The following is a 20,463-nucleotide window of genomic DNA, read 5'->3' as shown; positions in this document are numbered from 1 at the left end:
GGAAGTTTCTAACTCAACTTTTCTTTATTCCTAATAAACATCATCACAAATGCGCCGCCTGTAGTCATCCTGAACCATACCATTATTGAGATTCTTCAAATAATAGCGCGTCCAATTACAACCGCGTTTTAATAAATCATCAAGATTTAAATTCCATAAAATTACAGTTTTATCATCACTTGCAGAAGCAATTGTTTTTCCATCAGGGCTAAAACTCACGCTCGTTACCGACGCTGTATGCCCGGTCAAAGCAGTAATTAAAATACCATCTCGTCTCCATATTTTTACGGTTTTATCAACGCCGACTGAAGCGAGGGTTTGCCCGTCAGGGCTGAAACTGACACCATAAACTGCAGCACTGTGTCCTCTCAAAGTCGTTATCAAACTGCCATCGCTAGCTCTCCAGAGTTTGATAGTATTATCATCACTGGCAGTTGCAATTGTTTCTCCATCTGGACTAAAAGTCACGGTATATACTTTAGCATTGTGACCTTCCAGAGTTGCGAACGCACTACCATCTTGTCGCCAGAGTTTTACGGTTCCATCCCAACTAGCAGAAGCAATAGTTTTTCCATCAGGGCTGAAAGCAACTGCTCGAACTGCTTTAGTATGTCCGGTAATAGTTTTGTAAGGTTGGGTTTCAAATTTGCCTTGACGATTTCGCCGCCACAACTTCACAGTTTTATCGCTACCCCCAGAAGCAATTATCTGACCATCAGGGCTGAAAGCAACTCCCCGAACCTCATCCTCATTTCCAGTCAGAGTATCAATTAAGCTACCATCCTTTGTTCTCCATAGTTTAATGGTTTTGTCAGCACTAGCAGAAGCGATAATCTCTCCATCAAGACTGAAGGCGACTCCCCGAACCTCTTTGCTATGCCCTATTAAAGTCTGTGCTAAGCTGCTATCGTTTGTTTTCCAAAGTTTAACAGTGTTATCTTTACTAGCAGAGGCAATGGTTTGTCCATTTGGACTGAAGGCAATTGCTCGCACTGGTTGGAGATGACCTCGGAGAGTGTTAATAAAATTACCAGGGGTACTCCAAAGTTGAACTACGCCGTCAGCGCTAGCCGTTGCAATGAACCCGTTAGGATTGAAACTGATATCAGTAATTCCTGCTGTGTGACCGTTCAAAGTTGTTATCAAACTACCATCTCGTCTCCAGAGTTTCACATTTCCATCCCAACAGGTAGAAGCAATAGTTTGACCGTCAGCACTGAAGCTAACACCTGTGACTGCCTCTATGCATCCAGTCAAGATATTATTTGAGAGAGTGCCATTCAAATTCCAAAGTTTTAAAGTTTTATCATCCCCAACTGAAGCAATTGTTTTTCCATCAGGGCTAAAAGCAACAGAACGAACTGCGGCATTATGCCCAGTTAAACTCGTCACTAAACTACCATCATTCGCTTTCCAAAGTTTGATAGTTTTATCTTTACTAGTAGAAGCAATTGTTTGCCCATCAGGGCTAAAACGAACACTTACAACTTGGTCTTGATGCCCTGTCAAAATTTTGTAAGGGCGAGTTTCAAATTTCCCTCCGCTTGCTTTTTTCCAAAGTCCGATCGTTTTGTCAAAGCTTGCAGAAGCAATTGTTTGACCATCCGGGCTAAAACTGACACTTCTGACACCATTCTTATGTCCGATCAAAGTCGTTATTAAACTGCCATCGCTGACTTTCCAAAGTTTAATAGTTTTATCTAAACTCGCAGAGGCAATTGTTTGTCCATCAGGGCTAAAACTTACACTGTAAACATCTTCGCTATGTTCATTGAGAGTTGCCATCAAGATACCATCTCGCTGCCAAAGATTGACGGTTTTGTCAGCACTTGCAGAAGCCAGTATTTGACCATCCGGACTGAAACTGACACCCCATACAGCCGCACTATGTTTGGTCAAGTGATCTCGTTCTCTAGTACCGTGTAAAATTTGTTGTAATGCTGTTACTACTTCTATTTTAGTATCGGGTTCTGCATTGCCCGCTCTTTCCAAAAGTCGTAATTGCTTAGCAGCTTCTAAACTAGAAATTAATCCCTCTAATTGAAGATTAGAAGCAAAAATCGCTCTAGCACTCGCACTAGTGGCTTTAATTTTAGCGTTTGTTTCACTGATATTTGTTCGCCACCAAGCCACTCCCGCCGCACCAGCGAACATTAAAGCTACAACTAAACTGCCAGCTAAACCTAATATAATACCCCTACGCAGGCGATCGCGTTGTTTGCGTTCTCTGTGCCGCAATCCCAAACTTGCTTCTATAAATATCCTTTCCGATATCAACTCGTTGGCACGCTTTTGCAACCATTCTTCCGCATCAGCTAAAGGCTTTCCCCGCAACAACGAATCATCATCCCTCCCATTGATATGCCACTGGTACATGGCAGATCGTAACCCCTGTAACCACGTGCGGAAGTCGCGGTCTAACTCAATCCACTGACGCAAACGTTCCCATTCTCGGATTAAAGCTTCATGAACAATTTCTACAGTTTCTCTACCTGTTGCCTCATCACGTCCCGTCACAACTAAACGCTCTGAGGCAAGACGAATGACCAAACTCCAACTCTCGTTTCCCACCTCCTCACGAGTAGCCAAACGTCTAGTTTCCCCCGTACCTTCCCCTAAACGCACTAATTGAAGAAAAATCTGTCTTGCTTGTTCTTGCTCCGTTTCATTTAATCTAGCATAAACTTGTTCTGCATAACTTGCTACAGACGTTTTAACACCACCTATATCATTGTAAGTAGCATGAAGTAGCTGAGCGTTACTCTGTTTTGCCCAAAGTTCTTGCAAGGCAAACTCTAATAAAGGTAAATCTCCTGCAGAAGCACTCACGGCTTCTATAATTCGTTCGGTTAACCCAGACTCTAGCGTCACACCAAAAAGCCCTGCAGGTTTTTCTACAGTTGCTTGCAGTTCTTCACGGTTCATCGGACCGAGTTTTAAATCGCGATACTGTAACGCATCAGCAAACGGGCGATAAGAAAGAGACTGTGCTAAAAAGTCAGCCCGAAGCGTTAGTATAACAGTAAAGTCACTGAGATTGGTAGCTTCTATCAATCTATCTAAAAAAACCTGACGCTTTTGTGTATCCCGACACAGGGTATACAGTTCCTCAAATTGATCGGCAACAAGCAATAGACGAGTTCCAGGATTTTTCTTGAGAATACTTTGTAAAACGAAGTGTAAAGAATTTTCCTCATAGCGCAAGTAGTCAGCTAATTGCGTAATTTCCTCTAGTTGGTCAAATTTCGTTTGCAGTTCTTGTTGAGAAATAAGTGCAGCAGCTAAAGCATGGAATGGTTTCGAGCCCGGTCTAAAGGAAATAATCCGCCAATGACCTTCTTGCCGCAAACGGGGAATAAGACCGGCAAAGACGACGGAAGACTTTCCACTTCCTGAAGGTCCAATAACGGCTACTAGGGGTTTTGAGTGTACTGCTTCCACCAAAATTTGGGAGAAACTTTCTCGCCCAAAAAAAAATGGTGCATCTTCTTCTCGGAAAGCGAACAAACCACGATAAGGGCATTTGTCAGTAGGACGCCGCCCTAAATCTTCCCAACAAGGAGGTACAGTAGCAGGATTTTGAAAAATGACTGGTAGCCAACTTGCACTAGGAAATTGATACTCCAACCCCTGAAGTCGCAATCGTGCTTCTCTTTGAGCCAAGTATAAAGGTTTACCGCTAGCAAATGCTGGCAGAAAATACGTGACGAATGCTTGAGCAACAACATCTGGTACTGGTTCCCGCATCACAATAGTTTGAGGAATGTGCAATTGTTGTAGTTCAAATGCGAGTTCCATGCCCTCACAGGAGTTGAAAATGGCTAGTTGCAAGCCATTATCAACAGCATTTCTTAAGGCGTATCTGAGTTCATCAATTGTTAAACTTTCGGTTTGATTGATATAAATGCAACCGCTTTCGCTTTCTACTCCGCTATGACCAGCAAAAAATAGAATATCCCAAGATTTTTCCCACAGATAATCGTTAATTTCTTGGCGTTTTGGTTCTACAAGGAAGGTTGTCTCGCCATTATCTAAATTTTCTAGTACGTATCGGTCTTGTTGAATATTAATACCAGTACTGTTACCTAATATAGCTAGAATTTTGACTTTACCTGGTAATGTAGGTGTTTTTACTATAGTGCGAAATTCTACATCTGGGGTGCTTAGAGCAACTTCGGCAAAAGAGTTACCGTCTATTAAATCCCATAAATGCCAAGGTAGTTTTAATAACGATTGACTTGAAGTTCGTATAAGGACGCGCACTTCATTAGGAGGTATGAGATGTTGCAAGCACTTATCCCGTATAGGACGGAAAGAGTCAGACAACAGCCATTGGTTAAAAGATTGTCGCAAGGCTATTGCCGCTTTATTGCAGTCGTAACGCCATTGCCTTGCTGTTCCCACTGCTTGCACTCGGGAAGACTTGCCTGCACTTAAGTAGTTTACTCTCCAATTCTCGATCGCGATCGCTAGATTTGGGTTTGCGGGCAAATACCCAGTCACTTCCATTTCCAAGCGATTATTTTCTTCCTCGAGTGCGAGTGTTACCCGCACAACTTTTTCTAGATCTCCATCTAGCTTCAGGACAAGTAACTTCCGCATTGCTTGCACCTAACATTTATTTGGAAGTGGTTAGTTGTTAGTTGTTAGTTGTTAGTTGTTGGTTGTTTGTCTACTAACCACTAACTACTAACCACTAACTACTAACCCTCATTGCTTTTTTGCGGAATATCCACAGGGTTTGAATTATTTGAGCTAAAGATAGCCCTCTTTGTTCCTGCACAAAAATGAGTGGAACAAGTGCTACAAGTCTAAATAAGGCAGAAACGGCAAATAAGCCAGGAATACCTCCGAATAAACTGCTCTCTGCAATAAAGCCACCTATAGTAGTACCTAACGCACCACTAGCACCCCCAATAGCAGCAGCGATCGCAAAGTAGACAGATTGTTGTTTGACTGGTGCAACACTCAACTGCATATTATTGTTACACAAGTCAACGGCTGCTGAAGTTCCTCCAAGCAAAATATGGATTAGTGGTAACCACACCCAAATGTCAAAAAAATTAGCATCCACTCCGAGCCATAATAATGGTGCGATCGCAACTAAAATTCCTACTGATATTAATATGATACGATTGCCAATTTTATCGGATAATTTTCCCCATACAATCAACATCAGTAAATTGGCTGCCGCCTGAATGCTACCGTAAAGCGTTACTAAGCTAACATCTAACTTCAAATTGCTCAACATATAGAGATTGAAATAGGGAGCACTTAGGTTAAAAGCCAACATCCAGGAACTAAAATAGAAAAGAAACATTAAAAAATTGTTATTATTAATAACGTTTTGTACTACATTCTCATTAGACGAGTTTTCAACACTTTCTAGTTGAGATTCAGTAACATTTTCTGAATCCATTGGCGTGACAAGAGATGCATTTTGCATAACTGGATTCATATCCACTTGAAAATGCTGACACCCAATGCTGATAACTCCGGCACAAATTCCCAAAAAGACTATTACTCCATAACCCTGCAAGGTTCCTTCTGGCCATTTTGACACCACCAAACCCGCCAAAGGAACGCAGATCAAATTCGTGAGACTAGCAGCACTAGTTCGCAATCCAAAATATCTTCCTCGCAAGCGTCGGGGGACAATCGTTGCCATCCAACTCAACCAAGACGCACTTCCAAGTCCTCCCAAAAGATTGGTTAACAAGACGATCGCCAACGTCATCACAACTAACTGATGAGAATTTATCCATCCCAAGGTAGAAGCAATAATACCAACGATGAGGAATATCCAAAGGAGTCGAGCAATACCATGAGTCAATAAAGAATACCGAAAGCGACTCGTTGTCAGTTCTGAAAGGTAAGCACCCACAGGTTGGATTAAATTCACTACCATTGGAATGGAACAGATCATTCCGAAAATAACTGGGCTTGCACCTAGTTCCACCAAAAAGTTACTTAATAAAATCCCTGTGGTGGTTATAGAGAACACTGCGGCAAACACGGAATCCATCGTTGAGGCTTTTAGGCTCGTGCGAATAGCTTCCTTCTTTATGCCTGTAGGAGTACGTATCGGGGTAGCAGCTAGTTCTGAAATGGCAATTTGAGGGATTTTTGGAGCTAAAGAAGCAGCCGTCTCTGATGACATGGATTCCATACCTATCTCCACAGATGGGTCGGTTGATGGTTTGACAAGAAAATCGTTACTTTTCGTTATTTTAACTTGCATTTAAATTGGGGACTAGGGACTAGGGATTGGGGATTGGGCATTGGAGAGAGAAGGGAGGGGGGAGATATGGTAGATGTTTCTTCCTTATCTGACATCTTGCACCTCCCTTGTGGGAGTGGGTGGTGGGCTTTAGCCCTACCTACGAAACAATAAGCTTTTTAGCTGATGATTTTCGCAACGGAGCTGATGGTGCAAGATATCAGTTATCCCCAATCGCTAACCGCCAATCCCCAATCGCCAAAAAGATGAAAATAAGTATCCAGAAATTTTTAGGGGTTTTGGTTGCCATCGCCCTGTTGATAATTGGGTGCGATCGCTTACCAGACCTTGCAACAAAACATACTTCGGTAACCATCAAACTCAGTGGTTGGATAGCTAGCCCAGCCGAACAAAAACTTTTGAAACAAGTCCTGCATGAATTCGAGATAAAGCATCCAAATATCAAAGTGAAACATGAGGTTATTAATGACCAATATATGGATGTAATAAAAACTCGTTTAGTTGGAGAAGCCGCGCCCGATGTCTTTTATTTAGATGCTTTTGAAGCTCCTTTTTTGATGAGCCAGAATGTTTTGGAACCACTAGATACATACATTACCTCCGAATTTGACTTAGCTGATTTTGAGGAAACCCTATTAGAAACTTTTAAATACGGAAATTACATATACGGTCTTCCTAAAGATTATTCAACACTTGCTCTGTTTTATAACAAAAAAGCTTTTGCTAAAGCAGGTTTAGACAGCCCCCCAAAGACTTGGGAGGAACTCCGCACCTATTCCAAAAAGCTCTCCTCTGACCTTAACCAGGATAGCAGAATCGACCAATATGGCTTCGGTGAAATCCCTGAGTTAGCACGTCAAGCCTACAAAATTAAAGCTTTTGGAGGACAAGTTGTAGATCGCAACGGTTATGCAGCGTTTGCTAGTCAGGAAGCTTTACAAGGGTTGCAGTTAGCAGTAGACCAATATCAAAAAGACCGTTCTTCAGCACAAAAGTCTGATGTTGGGACTAACTCTGGGGGTGAAATGTTCGGTCAGGAAAAGGTTGCAATGATTGTTGAAGGAAGTTGGACAATTCCGTATTTGAAAGAAACTTTTCCCAATTTAGAGTTTGCAACCGCAGAAGTACCGACTATTAATAATCAAAAAAGCACAATGGTTTTCACGGTTGCTTACGTGATGAACAAGCAGTCAGAACACAAAGCCGCAGCTTGGGAATTAATTTCTTATCTTACAGGTAAAGAAGGAATGGCAAAGTGGACGCAAACAGGTTTTGCCTTGCCATCACGTAAATCTGTTGCTCAAAAATTGGGATATGACAAAGACCCGTTAAGGTCTGCACTATTAGCAGGCGTAGACTATGGGATGCCATGGCAACTCGGTAAATACCCCGCACCAGTTATGAACAATTTTGACAACCAGTTTGTCAGCGCTTTACTCGGACAACAACCTCTCGAACGAGCAATGCGGCGAGGACAGCAAGAAGCAAATGAATTAGTCAAAGCGATCGCAATGGAGTAATATGATTTTGGATTTTAGATTTGGGATGCGTGGATTGAGCAAACTATAGCAATCCTATTTGATTTGTAAATACACTGTAGGGTGGGCATTGCCCACCACTGAAGCTTTTGTGCGGCAAGCCCTACCTACATTACTTAAAATTGTTTATAAATGATTTAGGATTGCTATAGATGGAGTCATATTATTTTGGATACGTAGATCGAGAAGAGCTTAACAGTATTCTAGAAACAGCATACTTGTTCCAGTCACCTGAAAATGCAGTGCGTCTTTTAGATGCTTTGCAACGTGTCAAAGCCAAAACTAATCAACCTCAAACTATCGAGGAGCTTCGTAAGGAGTTTAATTTATACAAAATGTAAGTACACTCATATTTTGTAATATATGGGAGGACTTCAAGATGGAGCCAACAGCTATGGGGGCGGTCAGAGTTAGAGTAAAACTAACAAATGCAATTGACGAAGCAATGATAAGCCGAGGAGTGCTTGCTCCGCATTTGTTGAGAGAGTGTGAAACCGAAGCATTAGTAGATACAGGAGCACTTACTCTTGTACTGCCAATGCAGGTTGTCGAGCAATTAGGTTTGCGAATTAGAGGTAAACAGGTAGCCCGTTACGCAAATGGACTAGAGGAAACAGTAGGCGTTACTGAACCTGTTCTAATTGAATGTCAAGGAAGGGAAACTGCAGATGAAGGATTGGTAGTGGGAGATGAAGTTATGCTAGGTCAAGTTATTTTGGAAAAACTAGATTTTTTGGTAGATTGCAAAAATCAGCAATTAGTTCCAAATCCCGCCAATCCTGATTACCCGGTAGCAACTATCAAGTAAAGTATCTACCTAAATTTACGCTGTAGCAAACAACCCAATCCTAGAACTGCAAACGCAACCACTCCAATTTCAGCGCCCGGTTCGGGAACTTTTGTGGTTGAGTTAATCCTTAGAACTTGTCCCTGTCCTGCACGATCGCCCTTATTCGATACATAAACTGCACCATCAGGACCGACAGTAAGAGCAGTTGCTGACTCTAGCCCATTGCCACTCAAGAGAGTTGTGCGAGTTCCATCAGGAGCTATCTGGATAACAGACGCATCCGCAGCACCCGACCACTGAGGTACATTGGAATATTGTAGTGCATACAAATTACCTCTAGCATCAAATTCTAGATCGGAGAGTTGAGTAAAACCTTCTGCAAAAACTGTGACTTTGCCATCAGATGTGACTCGCAAGATACGTGCTTTTCCTACTGGGAAAGGGAAACCTGTATACTCGCTAATATACAAAGCACCATCGGGACCAAATGAAGCACCTGTTGGGACAGATTCAATCTCGATTTCTTCAGGAATGCGATCGCTTGGAGGTGCTTCAGGAGGTAAAACCTGTCCCGGTTCTGGGGTTGGGAAGACGGGATTAGATATCTTTTGCTTGGGAAGTACGGCAAAAGATTTCAAGTTGCTACCATCAAGCCCTACAGTTAATACATTATTAGCAGCCGCATCAATAACATAAGCAGTATTGTCCTTTATCGCCAAGGCATAAGGATTACTAGCTATCTCACCACTGACATCAAGGACATTTCCTCCATCAGCATTATTAGCCAATTCGTATTTTGCAAAATCAGCAATACTGGTTAGGGAACCCGTTTGAAAATTCACTTTATAAAGTTGTCCCCAACCTGGGGTGCTTTCTGGAAAATCATTGATAGTGGGATTACCACCATAGCCAATTAAAAGATAAGGATTTCCTGCGACATCAAATTGTATATCTTGAGGACCCTCTCCCGTACTTCCACTAGGTCTTAACGCTACGGACGGTAAACCTTCTAGTACGCGCTCTTGTTTGCCATCCTTCACCCTTGTCACTGCACCAGTCGCTCCAACACAAGAATCAAGACCTTCCAAACTTGGTCCGGGAATGCATCGCCCATCCCCACCGACTCCTGATTCTGTGATGTAAAGACTGCCATCGGGACTAAAGTTTAGACCTCTGACGTTATTGAGGCGATCGGCAACAACGCTAAATGAAGCAGCTACTGCTTTTTGAGTTTCAAGAGTAGTGACAAAACTAAATGCAAGAGTTGCAAAGCTTACAGTTAATTGAGATAAAAATGGTAAACGCATACAATAATTTATCGTTAAAAGGACCAGAATCTTTTGTGTTCATTAAAAATATTTCAATCTCTATACTTTTTACAAAGAACATATAGGATAATTGTGAGTGGTAGCAATGAACTTTTTTTCGATTGAATTGATATTTTTTTGTTTTTAATTTTCTTTCAATCTAAATTCAAAATTTCAACCACAAGTATGTGGGGCTAAAGCCCGCCAAAGCTTAAAGAATGTTTTAAAAGTGGAGGCTGAGGTCTACAAAACTTTATATCCTCCTAAATCCTTCTTTTTAAGGAGGACTTTGAGAAGGTTGTTCCCCCCTTTTTAAGGGGGGTAGGGGGGAGCTTGATATAACAGTAGACTTTACAAACATCCTCTTAATAAGGTGGGCATTGCCCACCCTACATTCCTACAATTTTTCGTAAATGATTAAAATTTTAAGCCAAAGCCTAACTTTTAAAACTTTGAAAGTATCAAAGTTCATGCATAATTCATAAGATGTAGGACGTTTATCCTGTAGATATACTTTGGTTTATTCAAAAGATTTACTTCACAAATCTCTACTTTACTAAAATTCATTCAATAGGTATATGTATCAATATATATTTCCTAATCTTATAATTTTGAAATAAGATTATGGTAGTTTTATTAAAATAGGACTAATTACAGACAGAACACCCTATATAGGAATCATAAATGATTTGTGAAAATTTTTAAGTACTGTAGGGGAGCCACCCGAAGTGCGCGGATTCCCCGCGCTGAGAGAAGTGGCGTTAAGTATTGCCCACTAATAAGACTTTTGGTAGGCAATGCCTACCCTACTACGTATATTTCAAAAATCAAAGAGGATTCCTATATATAGGAACAAACAAAAAATAATAACTTTATGATTCGGGAGCAACTAGAAGATATAGAAATTCAATTGCTATTAGAAGGCGTATATCGTTACTATGGATTTGATTTTAGAAACTATGCTTTAGCTTCAATCAAACGTCGAATTTGGGCAACCATTGAATCGGAAGGATTAACTAGTATCTCTGGATTGCAAGAAAAAGTACTACACAATCCCGAATCTATGGAAAAATTATTATTTAATCTTTCAGTTAACGTGACTAGTATGTTTCGCGATGCTAGGTTTTTTCTAACTTTAAGAAAAAAAGTCATTCCTTTATTACGAACATATCCTTTTATTCGTATTTGGCATGCCGGATGTTCGACTGGTGAAGAAGTTTATTCTATGGCAATTTTGCTTCATGAAGAAGGGCTTTACCACCGTTGCCGACTATACGCGACTGATATTAACGAAACTGTTTTAAAACAAGCAATATCTGGAATTTTCCCACTCGACCTCATGCAAAGTTATACTCAAAACTATTTACAAGCCGGAGGAAAAAAATCTTTTTCAGAATATTATACTGCTGCCTACGATAATGCTATATTTTCCTCTTATCTCAAAGAAAATATGATTTTCTCACAACATAACTTGGCTACTGATAATTCTTTCAATGAATTTCATGTTATTTTATGTAGAAATGTACTAATATATTTCAATCAATCTTTACAAGAAAGAGTCCATAATCTTTTTTATGAAAGCTTGAATAGATATGGCCTTCTTGGTTTGGGGCGTCAAGAAACAATCAAGTTTACTTGTCATGAAAAAGACTATGAAGTGTTAGATATGGATGAAAAAATTTATCGTAGAATTAGATAATAGATAGTAGTTACTCCCTTCTCGTCGGAAGATTACCTATACACCTAGAGCGATCGCCGCCCACCATTCGCGCTCTGTAGGGCATAGCCCCACCTACAAAGATCGGTAATTTTAGAGCCTAAAGGGAGTAGTAGTTATTAGTCACCGCTAACAACTAACAACTAACAACTAACCACCAACCACTAATGACTTTTAAACTGATTGCCATTGGAGCATCTTTGGGGGGAATCAATGCCTTGGAAGTTTTACTTCCAGGGTTACCGAAAAATTTTTCGGTTCCGGTAGCTATCGTTCTACATCGTCACAAAGATTCTAGTGATGATAAATTGAGAGTTGCTTTACAACAATACAGTCACTTGGCGATCGTAGAACCCCAAGATAAGGAAGAGATCTTACCGGGATGCGTATATTTAGCTCCTGCTGATTATCATTTGCAAGTAGAAGGTAGAAATAATACAATACCCAATCCTTATTTTTCCTTGTCTGTTGATGCTCCGGTAACTTATGCAAGACCATCGATTGATGTTCTCTTTAAAACTGCAGCAGATGCTTATGCCGATAAAGTCATTGGCGTACTCTTGACAGGAGCCAATTATGATGGTAAACAGGGACTGACAAGAATTAAAGCGCGAGGTGGTAAAACAGTGGTAGAAGATCCGTCCACTGCTGCTTGTGCAACAATGCCTAAAGCTGCTGTGGTAGCTGGCGTTGTGGATAAGATTTTACCTCTAGCAGATATTGCCCCATTCTTGGTAAAAATTTGTCATATTTAACAAAATTCTTATCTTATTATTTGTATAAAGAAAGTAAGGATTAAAGTCATTAAATAAAAATTACCAAATTTATAACTTAAGATAGTGTGAATAAACGAACCATAGGCGTCACAGTCAATAGAAAGACTTAAAAAAGCCTTATTTTATTTCTTAAAGCGTACTGATTCCGATGTCATTAGAACCAAAGGTTAACATTCTGCTGGTGGATGACCATCCAGAAAATTTGCTAGCCCTGGAAGCAATTTTAGATAGCTTAGGGCAAAATCTGATCCGAGCAACATCAGGTGCAGAGGCACTGCGACAACTTCTCAATCAGGATTTTGCTGTCATCTTATTGGATGTGCAAATGCCAGATATGGACGGGTTCGAGACAGCAGCACTTATTCGACAGAGAGAACGTTCCCGACATACACCTATTATTTTTCTCACAGCGTATAGCACCAGTGACACTATGGTGTACAGAGGTTACTCTGTTGGTGCAGTGGATTATTTATTTAAACCTATAGAGCCAGAAATTCTAAAGTATAAAGTATCAGCTTTTGTGGATTTGTTTCAAAAAAGCAATGAGGTCAAGCGACAAGCTGCACAACTAGCACTAATGAATAGCGAATTAAGAAAGCGCGAAGAAATGTTTCGTTCGTTAAGTGTTTGTTCGCCTGTAGGAATATTTCTAACGGATACATTCGGTCAATGCACTTATACGAATCCTCGCTATCAAGCTATTTATAGCATGACGCCTGAGGAGAGTTTGGGTGATGGTTGGACATTGGCAATTCATCCAGAGGAGCGACAACAAGTTATTGCTGATTGGTATGCTGTATCTAGGGAAGGGCAGGAATACAAAGGAGAATTTCGCATCCTCACCCATGAAAACGTTGAGCGTTGGGTACTTATGTCTTCATCTCCAATGCTTTCGGATGAACAACAGGTCATTGGTTATGTTGGTACGGTAGAAGATATTACAGAGCGAAAAAAAGCCGCAGAAGAACATATAAAGTTAATTCGCGAACAAACAGCAAGACAAGAAGCTGAAACAGCAAATCGTCTGAAAGATGAATTTTTGGCAACCCTTTCCCACGAACTTCGCACGCCCCTGACTTCAATACTTGGTTGGGCGAGATTATTACGCCAAAGAAAATTAGATGAAAAAGCTATATTTCGTGCTTTGGAAACGATTGAACGCAATGCTGCTTTGCAAGCGCAACTTATTGATGACATTTTAGATGTTTCCCGGATAATACGCGGGAAGTTACAATTGAATCTCGGACGAGTCAATTTAGCGTCTGTGGTTTCGGCAGTCATAGACAGCGTTCATCTAGAAGCCGAAAATAAAAAGATTCAATTGCAGTATATTGTTGAATCTACTTCAGAGTCAGCAGAAATACAAGAACGGGAAGACGAGAGGAACGATCCAGTACAACTAGCCGTGTCTTTGCGTCTCGCTCTGGCTACATCTTATTATGTCTTGGGAGATCCCAATCGCTTGCAGCAAGTCGTTTGGAATCTAATGAATAATGCACTCAAATTTACACCAGAAGGTGGAAAAGTTCAGGTTCGATTGTCAATGGAAGAGGGGATTGGGGATTGGGAGTTAGCGATCGCGAGGAATATCCCTTCCTCAATCCCTACTCCCCAATCGCCAACTTATATTCAAATTACAGTTAGCGATACCGGGAATGGTATCAGCTCAGAGTTTTTACCCTACGTATTCGATCGCTTCCGACAAGCAGATGGCAGTATCACCAGAAACCAAGGCGGATTGGGATTGGGGCTAGCGATTGTACGTTATCTAGTGGAAATGCATGGAGGAAGCGTTCGTGCAGAAAGTCCGGGAGTAGGACAAGGAGCAACTTTTACTGTAAGATTACCCCTTTTAGAAGCAAAAGAAACAGTAAAAAAGCAAATGGGGGGAGAGAGGAAGGAAAACGAGTCTTCCCTTACTCCCCCCAACATAGAATCTAAAATCAACTCTAGCCAGAATACTGTCCGCGACCTCAGTGGCTTACAGGTACTTGTCGTTGAAAATGATACTGATACTAGAGAGTATGTCACTACAGTATTGCAACAATATGGTGCTACCGTCATAGCTGTTGCATCAGTTCGTCAAGCACTTTCCACTATTGAGGAATCACTACCTGATGTATTAGTAAGTGATATTGGAATACCAGAGGAAGATGGTTATTCTCTGATTCGCAAGTTAAGAAACTTGGAACCAGAGATAGGAGGACGAATACCAGCTATTGCACTCACGGCTTACGCTAGAGAACAAGATTGCCATCAAGCGTTGGCATCAGGTTTTCAAGAGTATGTCACTAAGCCAGTAGAACCAATTCACTTGATTAATTCAGTGACAAAGCTGATTCAACGTTGATTTGTCACTGGTCACTGGTCACTGGTCACTGCTCACTGAACAAGATCTGGAAAAACTTCTTGCACTGCAGGATGAACTAAGCGATGGTTCTGCACGTTCAAACCTTTTGCTAATGCTGAGTTTTTCGCTAATGCCTCTACTCCTAAATTTGCTATCTGCAATACATAAGGTAGGGTACTGTTATTTAGGGCTTGTGTTGATGTCCAAGGCACTGCTCCTGGCATATTAGCTACGCCATAATGGACTACGCCTTCTTCTACATAAACTGGGTTAGTGTGTGATGTGGCATGAACTGTCTCAACACAACCGCCTTGATCGACAGCAACGTCTACAATAACGGAACCAGGACGCATCTGTTGGACTAAACCGCGCGGTACGAGTATGGGTGCTCTACGTCCGGGTACTAACACTGCACCAATAAGTAAATCAGCATCTTTAACTGCACTTTCAATATGCGCGGAGTTACTGTATAGCAGTTCGACTCTAGAACCAAATAATGTTTCTAAATAAGAAAGGCGTTCTACGTTAACATCAATCATCTGAACAGCAGCGCCCATACCTACGGCTATCTTAGCGGCTTCTGTTCCTACAACTCCACCACCTAAAATTACAACTTTGCCCGGTTTAACCCCAGGTACGCCTCCTAGCAAAACTCCTCGACCACCTTGTTGGCGTTCTAAAAATCTCGCTCCAAATTGTACGGCTAATCGACCAGCAATAACGCTCATGGGTGTGAGCAAGGGAAGCTTGTTGCTACCTGACTGTTCTACTGTTTCATAAGCGATCGCAGTTACGCCGCAATCTATCAAATGTTCGGTCAATTTTCTGTCTGCAGCTAGATGCAGATAGGTGAATAAAATTTGTTCCTTCTGTAAGAATTTATACTCGCTTGAGAGTGGTTCTTTGACTTTGATAACCAACTCCCGATTCCAAGCTGCATCTGGTGTGGAGACAATTGCTGCACCTACGTTCTGATAATCCTCATCTGTAAAGCCTGCACCGACACCCGCGCCTTGCTCTACAAAAATGTTGTGACCATTTTCCTTCAAGACTCGAACACTAGAAGGACTCAACCCGACTCGAAACTCTTGGTCTTTCGTTTCTTTCGGAATGCCAATTTCCATTGACGGCCTCTTATAATTTTTTTTAATTGTGTCAGTCTCATTCTTGGCCTTTTGAATCAATAACTACAATTTGACCCGAACTTACCCTGATATCACCAATGTACTCCAAACTTTTAGGATTGACGATCCCCGTCCTAGTTCTACAATACAATAGAGATTGTAAAGAAATGTAAATGGGGACTGGAAACTGGGGACTGGGGATGAGGAGATTTAATAGCTTTCCCCAATCCCCATCGCCCCTCAACAAGGAGGGGGCCCCGAGTTCCCCAATCCCCAATCCCCGTTAAAAAGAGGTTTTTAGATAATGTCACAACCACAACCAAGCGTTACGCCTAAATTAGAAGAACCAAAGTTTGGATTTAATGAGTATGCCGAGCGTTTAAATGGTCGAGCAGCAATGATTGGCTTTATCCTTATGGTCGCGATCGAATATATTACCAATCAAGGAGTATTATCCTGGCTTGGTCTAAGATAACCAGTGAGCAGTGAGCAGTGACCAGTGACTGTAAATCTAGTTGTGGTACGGGCGTCCTCGCCCGTCTTATTGTGCTATCTTCAAAGCACAACAGATAACTTCTCTCTACTTTGCGAACTTATAATGAAAAAGAGGCTCTCAGTAAAGAGCGCCGTTCATGATTGAGATATTCTTAGTATATTTACAGAAAAAATTAACACCGAATAAACTAAGCTGTGATGAATGTTATATTTCCCCGTTTTGTAAAATCCGCCTACCGTAGAGAACCAATCATCAGTGTCTTGATTACGATGGGAATCGTAGATGCAGTTATTGGTGGATTTAATGACAGTTGGTCATTGTTTGTTATTGGCTTAGGAACAGCAGGTATAACGCTTGCCTACAGATTATGGCGCGTTCAGCAACGTCCTCCTTTACCTGAAGAACCTGTCGTACAGCATTACTTGCCCGATCGCTCGTCAAGTTCTGCCTTACCCCTACTAACAGTATCTAAGAAAAAACCGCCCTATTAATAAATTTTTTATGTTAATCTGGGGAGTTTTTGCTGGTTTCAAGCATTATGCTCCTCTACTTTCCATACCAAGGTATACTTAAAAACACAGTAAAACTATTATTGTGTTAGGTATATGCTTAGATTGAGAAAAAGGAATCTTCCCCACTCCGCACTCCCCATTCCCAACTCCCTTTTTAAAGCTAGATGGTGGGCGAATCTTGAATCAAAAAGTTTCTTTAAAAAAAATTTAATTACTTTGCTAAGCGTAGCAACTGCTACTGCTGTTGCTCCCCTATTGCCAATTTCTTCTACGGTTCTCGCCGAAACTCAACTTATATCTCAAACTCAAGCTGTACCCGTTCCCGAACCATCTACAAACTTTAGCAATCCACCACTATTGCTATATAGCTTTAGAGAAAATCTAGGAACTATTAAATCTCTTGCCTTTAGTCCCAATAGTCAAATTCTTATCAGTGGCGGAGCAGAAAACGAGGGGATTATCCGTATGTGGAGTACGTCAACTGGTAAAACAATTGCCAAGATTGACAGAGCTCACAAGACAGCAGTGGAATCTATATTGATTTCACCGGACGGTCAAACGTTAGCAAGTTGTAGTTCTGATAACACGATTAACCTTTGGAATTTGGGTAATAATCGGTTTACTCGTTCTTTTGTGGGGCATACCAGTAACGTGCTATCTTTAGCAGTGACTCCAGATAGTAAAATTCTTGCTAGTGGTGCATTAGACGGCATTCGCTTATGGGATTTGCTACAGCAGCGTCCGCTTGCAACTTTGGTTCGCTTTGACAATTTTATTTATTCACTAGCAATTAGCCCTGATGGTCAAACACTTATTAGTGGTGACAAAAGAGGTACTATTAAATTCTGGGATCTAAACTCTGGAAAATTAATTCGTACAATCCCAACCGCTCATTTCGGTATTATCACCAAAATAGTCTTTACCCCAGATGGAAGTAATTTTGTGAGTGCTAGTCACGATCGCACAATCAAAATTTGGGATACTAACACTGGCTCCCTCGTTCGTACTTTAACAGGACACAATAATTGGGTCAATGCGATCGCTATCAGCCCTAATGGACAAACTCTTGCAAGTGCAGGCAGAGATGGAATTAAACTGTGGAACTTAACAACAGGCGAGTTATTAAATACACTTTACGGGCATAACGATTGGGTGAGCAGTATTGCTTTTAGTCCTAATGGAACAATGTTGGCTAGCGGGGGATTTGATAGAAGAGTTAATATTTGGCTAGCTCAATAGCGATGCGATAGGAATTATTAATAATTATTGTAAGGTTTTCCTGCACGGTTTTACCCCCCTTAGTCCCCCCGATGGATTGGGGGGAAATTCAATTTCTAGCTTTGGAAAGGGAGGAAATTCAATTTCCGATTCCCTCCCCTTTACAACTACGGTGTACACACAAGTTGGATTTACCCCCCTTAATCCCCCCGATGGATTGGGGGGATTAAGGGGGGTAAAACTACAACAAATACAGCAACCCAAAAAGGATGATCCAAATGACATCAACAAAGTGCCAATAAATCTCCGCTGCTTGTATACCAAAGTGATGTTCGTTGCTGTAATGACCCTTCTTAAAAGATCGCCATAATACAGCAAGAATTGCTAAAACACCAACAGTTACGTGTAAACCGTGAAAACCGGTTAAGACGTAAAATGCACTAGCAAACAAATTAGTATTCAGACCAAATTCAAGATGAGTATATTCATACACCTGTCCTACTAAGAAAATAATACCCATGGCAGCAGTAATTGCCATCCACAATTGCGTTCCCTTCACATCATCCTTTTTAATTGCAGAATCTGCATTATGAATGACAAAACTGCTAGCAATTAGGTTAACCGTGTTCACTCCAGGTAACAAGAGTTCTAATTCAGGTGTACCTTCGGGAGGCCAAACAGGAAGTGTTGAACGGTAGGCTAAATAAGCTCCGAACAACCCCATAAAAATCATTCCTTCAGCAACCAAGAACATGAGCAAACCAAATATACGATGGTCTGGATGTTCTTCATGATGAGCATCTACAGTTGCTGCATGGTGATGATTTAGGTCAGCCTTTGCTGGGTCGATGGTTTGACTTTGCATGAATCTTTTGTTGAATTATGAATTATGAATTGTGAATTATGAATGAGGAAAATTTTTAGAATTCATCATTCATAATTCATCATTTATTTGCGTTCTTCCAAATTGGCAGCTATGGAAGGATATGGTTCGTCGGGATCGGCACGCAATACCGAACTTGGACCCATGGACTTATTGGGATCGGGGTCTTGTAAGGAAGGCTCTTGTCTGAGGTTTTCTAAGCCATAGTCATAGGGTCCGGTTGCTAGGACTGGAACTGTTTCAAAATTTTCTATGGCTGGAGGCGAACTCGTCATCCACTCTAAGGTAAGTGCTTTCCAAGGATTATCACCTGCTTTGGGTCCGTACATCCAACTCCAAATAACGTTGATAATGAAGGGAAATGTAGAAACCGCCAAAAGGTAAGCACCATAGGTGCAAATTTCGTTCAAGAAAGTGAATGCAGGATCGTACTGTGCAACTCGTCGGTTCATACCTAACATACCCAATTTGTGCATGGGCATGAAGGTTAAATTCAGACCAACGATTGTGAGGGCAAAATGAACTTGACCCCAAAATTCGTTCAGCATCCGTCCTGTCATCTTGGGGAACCAATGATAAAACGCTGCATAGATTCCCAGAACACTACCGCCAAACAACACGTAATGTAGGTGTGCGACCACAAAGTAGGTGTCGTGGACGTGAATATCAAAGGGGACTGCTGCTAACATTACACCACTAATACCACCGATCACAAAGATACCAACAAAACCCATTGCGAACAGCATGGCAGTACGTAAGTGGATTTTTCCACCCCACATGGTACCCAACCAACTAAAAATTTTAATTCCAGTAGGTACGGCAATAATCATGGTGGTGATCATAAAGAACATCCGCAACCAACCAGGAATACCACTAGTGAACATGTGGTGCGCCCACACAATCAATCCCAAAAAGCTAATTGCTAAACTGGAGTATGCGATCGCTTTATAACCAAAAATCGGTTTGCGGGAATGAACGGGGATCACTTCAGAAATTACCCCAAAGAAGGGCAAAATCATGATGTATACCGCCGGGTGGGAGTAGAACCAGAACATATGCTGGTACACAACAGGGTCACCACCACCAGTAGGATTAAAAAATGTTGTTCCTGCGAGCAAGTCAAAGGACAGCAAAATTAATCCGGCGGCTAGCACTGGCGTGGAAATTAGAGCTAGAGCTGAAGTTGCCAACATTGCCCAGCAGAACAGAGGCAATTGGAGGAATCCCAAACCGGGCGCACGCATTTTCAGCATAGTTACAAGGAAATTTAGCGCCCCCAAGATTGAGGATGTCCCCAACAGTAAGACGCTAATAATCCAGATAGCCTCTCCTACTTGACCCGTGACCAAACTTAAGGGAGGGTAGGAAGTCCAACCTGCATCTGGTGCATCACCTACAACTAAGCTGGCAATTAACAAGATACCTGCAGGAGGAATAATCCAGAAAGCAACGGCGTTAAGGCGGGGAAATGCCATATCCTTTGCCCCAATCATTAAGGGGATCAAAAAATT

At 41.4% G+C, this 20,463-nt stretch carries 15 protein-coding genes; 9 read left to right on the top strand and 6 right to left on the bottom strand.

Annotation, left to right across the window (positions count from 1 at the left end; genetic code table 11):
* Window positions 1-30: 30 nt before the first annotated feature.
* Together ACKTT2_RS06760 and ACKTT2_RS06755 are read right to left on the bottom strand one after the other, a co-directional pair.
* Window positions 31-4,602 carry an nSTAND1 domain-containing NTPase gene (locus tag ACKTT2_RS06760; protein ID WP_407885191.1) on the bottom strand — a complete coding sequence of 1,524 codons (4,572 nt, stop codon included), beginning with the start codon at window positions 4,600-4,602 and terminating at the stop codon, window positions 31-33.
* Window positions 4,603-4,696: 94 nt separating this feature from the next.
* Window positions 4,697-6,169 carry an MFS transporter gene (locus ACKTT2_RS06755; RefSeq protein WP_407885202.1) on the bottom strand — a complete coding sequence of 491 codons (1,473 nt, stop codon included), beginning with the start codon at window positions 6,167-6,169 and terminating at the stop codon, window positions 4,697-4,699.
* Between the two features lie 317 nt (window positions 6,170-6,486).
* Here ACKTT2_RS06755 and ACKTT2_RS06750 point away from each other — a divergent pair, with 317 nt between their 5' ends.
* The 3 genes from ACKTT2_RS06750 (at window position 6,487) to ACKTT2_RS06740 (ending at window position 8,587) form a co-directional block, all read left to right on the top strand.
* Window positions 6,487-7,761 carry an ABC transporter substrate-binding protein gene (locus tag ACKTT2_RS06750; protein ID WP_407885201.1) on the top strand — a complete coding sequence of 425 codons (1,275 nt, stop codon included), beginning with the start codon at window positions 6,487-6,489 and terminating at the stop codon, window positions 7,759-7,761.
* Window positions 7,762-7,931: 170 nt separating this feature from the next.
* Entirely contained in the window at window positions 7,932-8,120 is a 189-nt protein-coding gene (locus ACKTT2_RS06745; protein ID WP_407885190.1) for a hypothetical protein, read from the top strand.
* 38 nt (window positions 8,121-8,158) lie between these two features.
* Window positions 8,159-8,587, top strand: coding sequence for an aspartyl protease family protein (locus ACKTT2_RS06740; protein WP_407885189.1), 429 nt, complete (start codon window positions 8,159-8,161; stop codon window positions 8,585-8,587).
* A gap of 5 nt (window positions 8,588-8,592) precedes the next feature.
* Here ACKTT2_RS06740 and ACKTT2_RS06735 read toward each other — a convergent pair whose 3' ends face one another.
* The gene (locus ACKTT2_RS06735) at window positions 8,593-9,876 is read right to left on the bottom strand and encodes a ScyD/ScyE family protein (protein WP_407885188.1); all 1,284 of its coding nucleotides are present in this window, start codon (window positions 9,874-9,876) and stop codon (window positions 8,593-8,595) included.
* An 874-nt stretch (window positions 9,877-10,750) separates the two neighbouring features.
* Between ACKTT2_RS06735 and ACKTT2_RS06730 the strand changes: the two genes are divergently transcribed.
* The 3 genes from ACKTT2_RS06730 to ACKTT2_RS06720 all read left to right on the top strand — a co-directional run bounded on the left by ACKTT2_RS06730 (window position 10,751) and on the right by ACKTT2_RS06720 (window position 14,719).
* A complete protein-coding gene (locus tag ACKTT2_RS06730; RefSeq protein WP_407885187.1) occupies window positions 10,751-11,575 on the top strand; it encodes a CheR family methyltransferase in 825 nt (274 codons plus the stop codon).
* A gap of 185 nt (window positions 11,576-11,760) precedes the next feature.
* A complete protein-coding gene (locus ACKTT2_RS06725; protein WP_407885186.1) occupies window positions 11,761-12,348 on the top strand; it encodes a chemotaxis protein CheB in 588 nt (195 codons plus the stop codon).
* 169 nt (window positions 12,349-12,517) lie between these two features.
* A complete protein-coding gene (locus tag ACKTT2_RS06720; RefSeq protein WP_407885185.1) occupies window positions 12,518-14,719 on the top strand; it encodes a hybrid sensor histidine kinase/response regulator in 2,202 nt (733 codons plus the stop codon).
* Window positions 14,720-14,751: 32 nt separating this feature from the next.
* Here the strand turns inward: ACKTT2_RS06720 and ald are convergent, their stop codons facing one another.
* Entirely contained in the window at window positions 14,752-15,843 is a 1,092-nt protein-coding gene (ald, locus tag ACKTT2_RS06715) for an alanine dehydrogenase (protein ID WP_407885184.1), read from the bottom strand.
* Window positions 15,844-16,147: 304 nt separating this feature from the next.
* Here ald and ACKTT2_RS06710 point away from each other — a divergent pair, with 304 nt between their 5' ends.
* The 3 genes from ACKTT2_RS06710 to ACKTT2_RS06700 all read left to right on the top strand — a co-directional run bounded on the left by ACKTT2_RS06710 (window position 16,148) and on the right by ACKTT2_RS06700 (window position 18,090).
* Complete coding sequence (locus ACKTT2_RS06710) at window positions 16,148-16,318, top strand: CAB/ELIP/HLIP family chlorophyll-binding protein (RefSeq protein ID WP_407885183.1); 171 nt, start codon at window positions 16,148-16,150, stop codon at window positions 16,316-16,318.
* Between the two features lie 218 nt (window positions 16,319-16,536).
* Window positions 16,537-16,830, top strand: coding sequence for a hypothetical protein (locus tag ACKTT2_RS06705; protein ID WP_407885200.1), 294 nt, complete (start codon window positions 16,537-16,539; stop codon window positions 16,828-16,830).
* 237 nt (window positions 16,831-17,067) lie between these two features.
* Window positions 17,068-18,090 (top strand): WD40 repeat domain-containing protein, encoded by a 1,023-nt coding sequence (locus ACKTT2_RS06700; protein WP_407885182.1) that lies wholly within the window; start codon window positions 17,068-17,070, stop codon window positions 18,088-18,090.
* A gap of 220 nt (window positions 18,091-18,310) precedes the next feature.
* Here ACKTT2_RS06700 and ACKTT2_RS06695 read toward each other — a convergent pair whose 3' ends face one another.
* Both ACKTT2_RS06695 and ACKTT2_RS06690 read right to left on the bottom strand, forming a co-directional pair.
* Entirely contained in the window at window positions 18,311-18,934 is a 624-nt protein-coding gene (locus ACKTT2_RS06695; RefSeq protein WP_407885181.1) for a cytochrome c oxidase subunit 3, read from the bottom strand.
* A gap of 83 nt (window positions 18,935-19,017) precedes the next feature.
* Window positions 19,018-20,463 (bottom strand): cytochrome c oxidase subunit I (locus tag ACKTT2_RS06690; protein WP_407885180.1); only part of this gene is annotated, 1,446 nt, incomplete at its 5' end.

This window comes from Scytonema hankhaensis NUACC26 (assembly GCF_045865695.1).
In the GTDB taxonomy this organism is placed as follows: Bacteria; Cyanobacteriota; Cyanobacteriia; order Cyanobacteriales; family Nostocaceae; genus Scytonema.
This window is presented reverse-complemented; position numbering and strand designations above follow the sequence as displayed.

Excerpts from the sequence above, each read along its gene's own strand:
- ACKTT2_RS06760 (WP_407885191.1), bottom strand. The coding sequence starts at position 4,602 with ATGCGGAAGTTACTTGTCCTGAAGCTAGATGGAGATCTAGAAAAAGTT.
- ACKTT2_RS06755 (WP_407885202.1), bottom strand. The coding sequence starts at position 6,169 with ATGGAATCCATGTCATCAGAGACGGCTGCTTCTTTAGCTCCAAAAATC.
- ACKTT2_RS06750 (WP_407885201.1), top strand. The coding sequence starts at position 6,487 with ATGAAAATAAGTATCCAGAAATTTTTAGGGGTTTTGGTTGCCATCGCC.
- ACKTT2_RS06745 (WP_407885190.1), top strand. The coding sequence starts at position 7,932 with ATGGAGTCATATTATTTTGGATACGTAGATCGAGAAGAGCTTAACAGT.
- ACKTT2_RS06740 (WP_407885189.1), top strand. The coding sequence starts at position 8,159 with ATGGAGCCAACAGCTATGGGGGCGGTCAGAGTTAGAGTAAAACTAACA.
- ACKTT2_RS06735 (WP_407885188.1), bottom strand. The coding sequence starts at position 9,876 with ATGCGTTTACCATTTTTATCTCAATTAACTGTAAGCTTTGCAACTCTT.
- ACKTT2_RS06730 (WP_407885187.1), top strand. The coding sequence starts at position 10,751 with ATGATTCGGGAGCAACTAGAAGATATAGAAATTCAATTGCTATTAGAA.
- ACKTT2_RS06725 (WP_407885186.1), top strand. The coding sequence starts at position 11,761 with ATGACTTTTAAACTGATTGCCATTGGAGCATCTTTGGGGGGAATCAAT.
- ACKTT2_RS06720 (WP_407885185.1), top strand. The coding sequence starts at position 12,518 with ATGTCATTAGAACCAAAGGTTAACATTCTGCTGGTGGATGACCATCCA.
- ald (WP_407885184.1), bottom strand. The coding sequence starts at position 15,843 with ATGGAAATTGGCATTCCGAAAGAAACGAAAGACCAAGAGTTTCGAGTC.
- ACKTT2_RS06710 (WP_407885183.1), top strand. The coding sequence starts at position 16,148 with ATGTCACAACCACAACCAAGCGTTACGCCTAAATTAGAAGAACCAAAG.
- ACKTT2_RS06705 (WP_407885200.1), top strand. The coding sequence starts at position 16,537 with ATGAATGTTATATTTCCCCGTTTTGTAAAATCCGCCTACCGTAGAGAA.
- ACKTT2_RS06695 (WP_407885181.1), bottom strand. The coding sequence starts at position 18,934 with ATGCAAAGTCAAACCATCGACCCAGCAAAGGCTGACCTAAATCATCAC.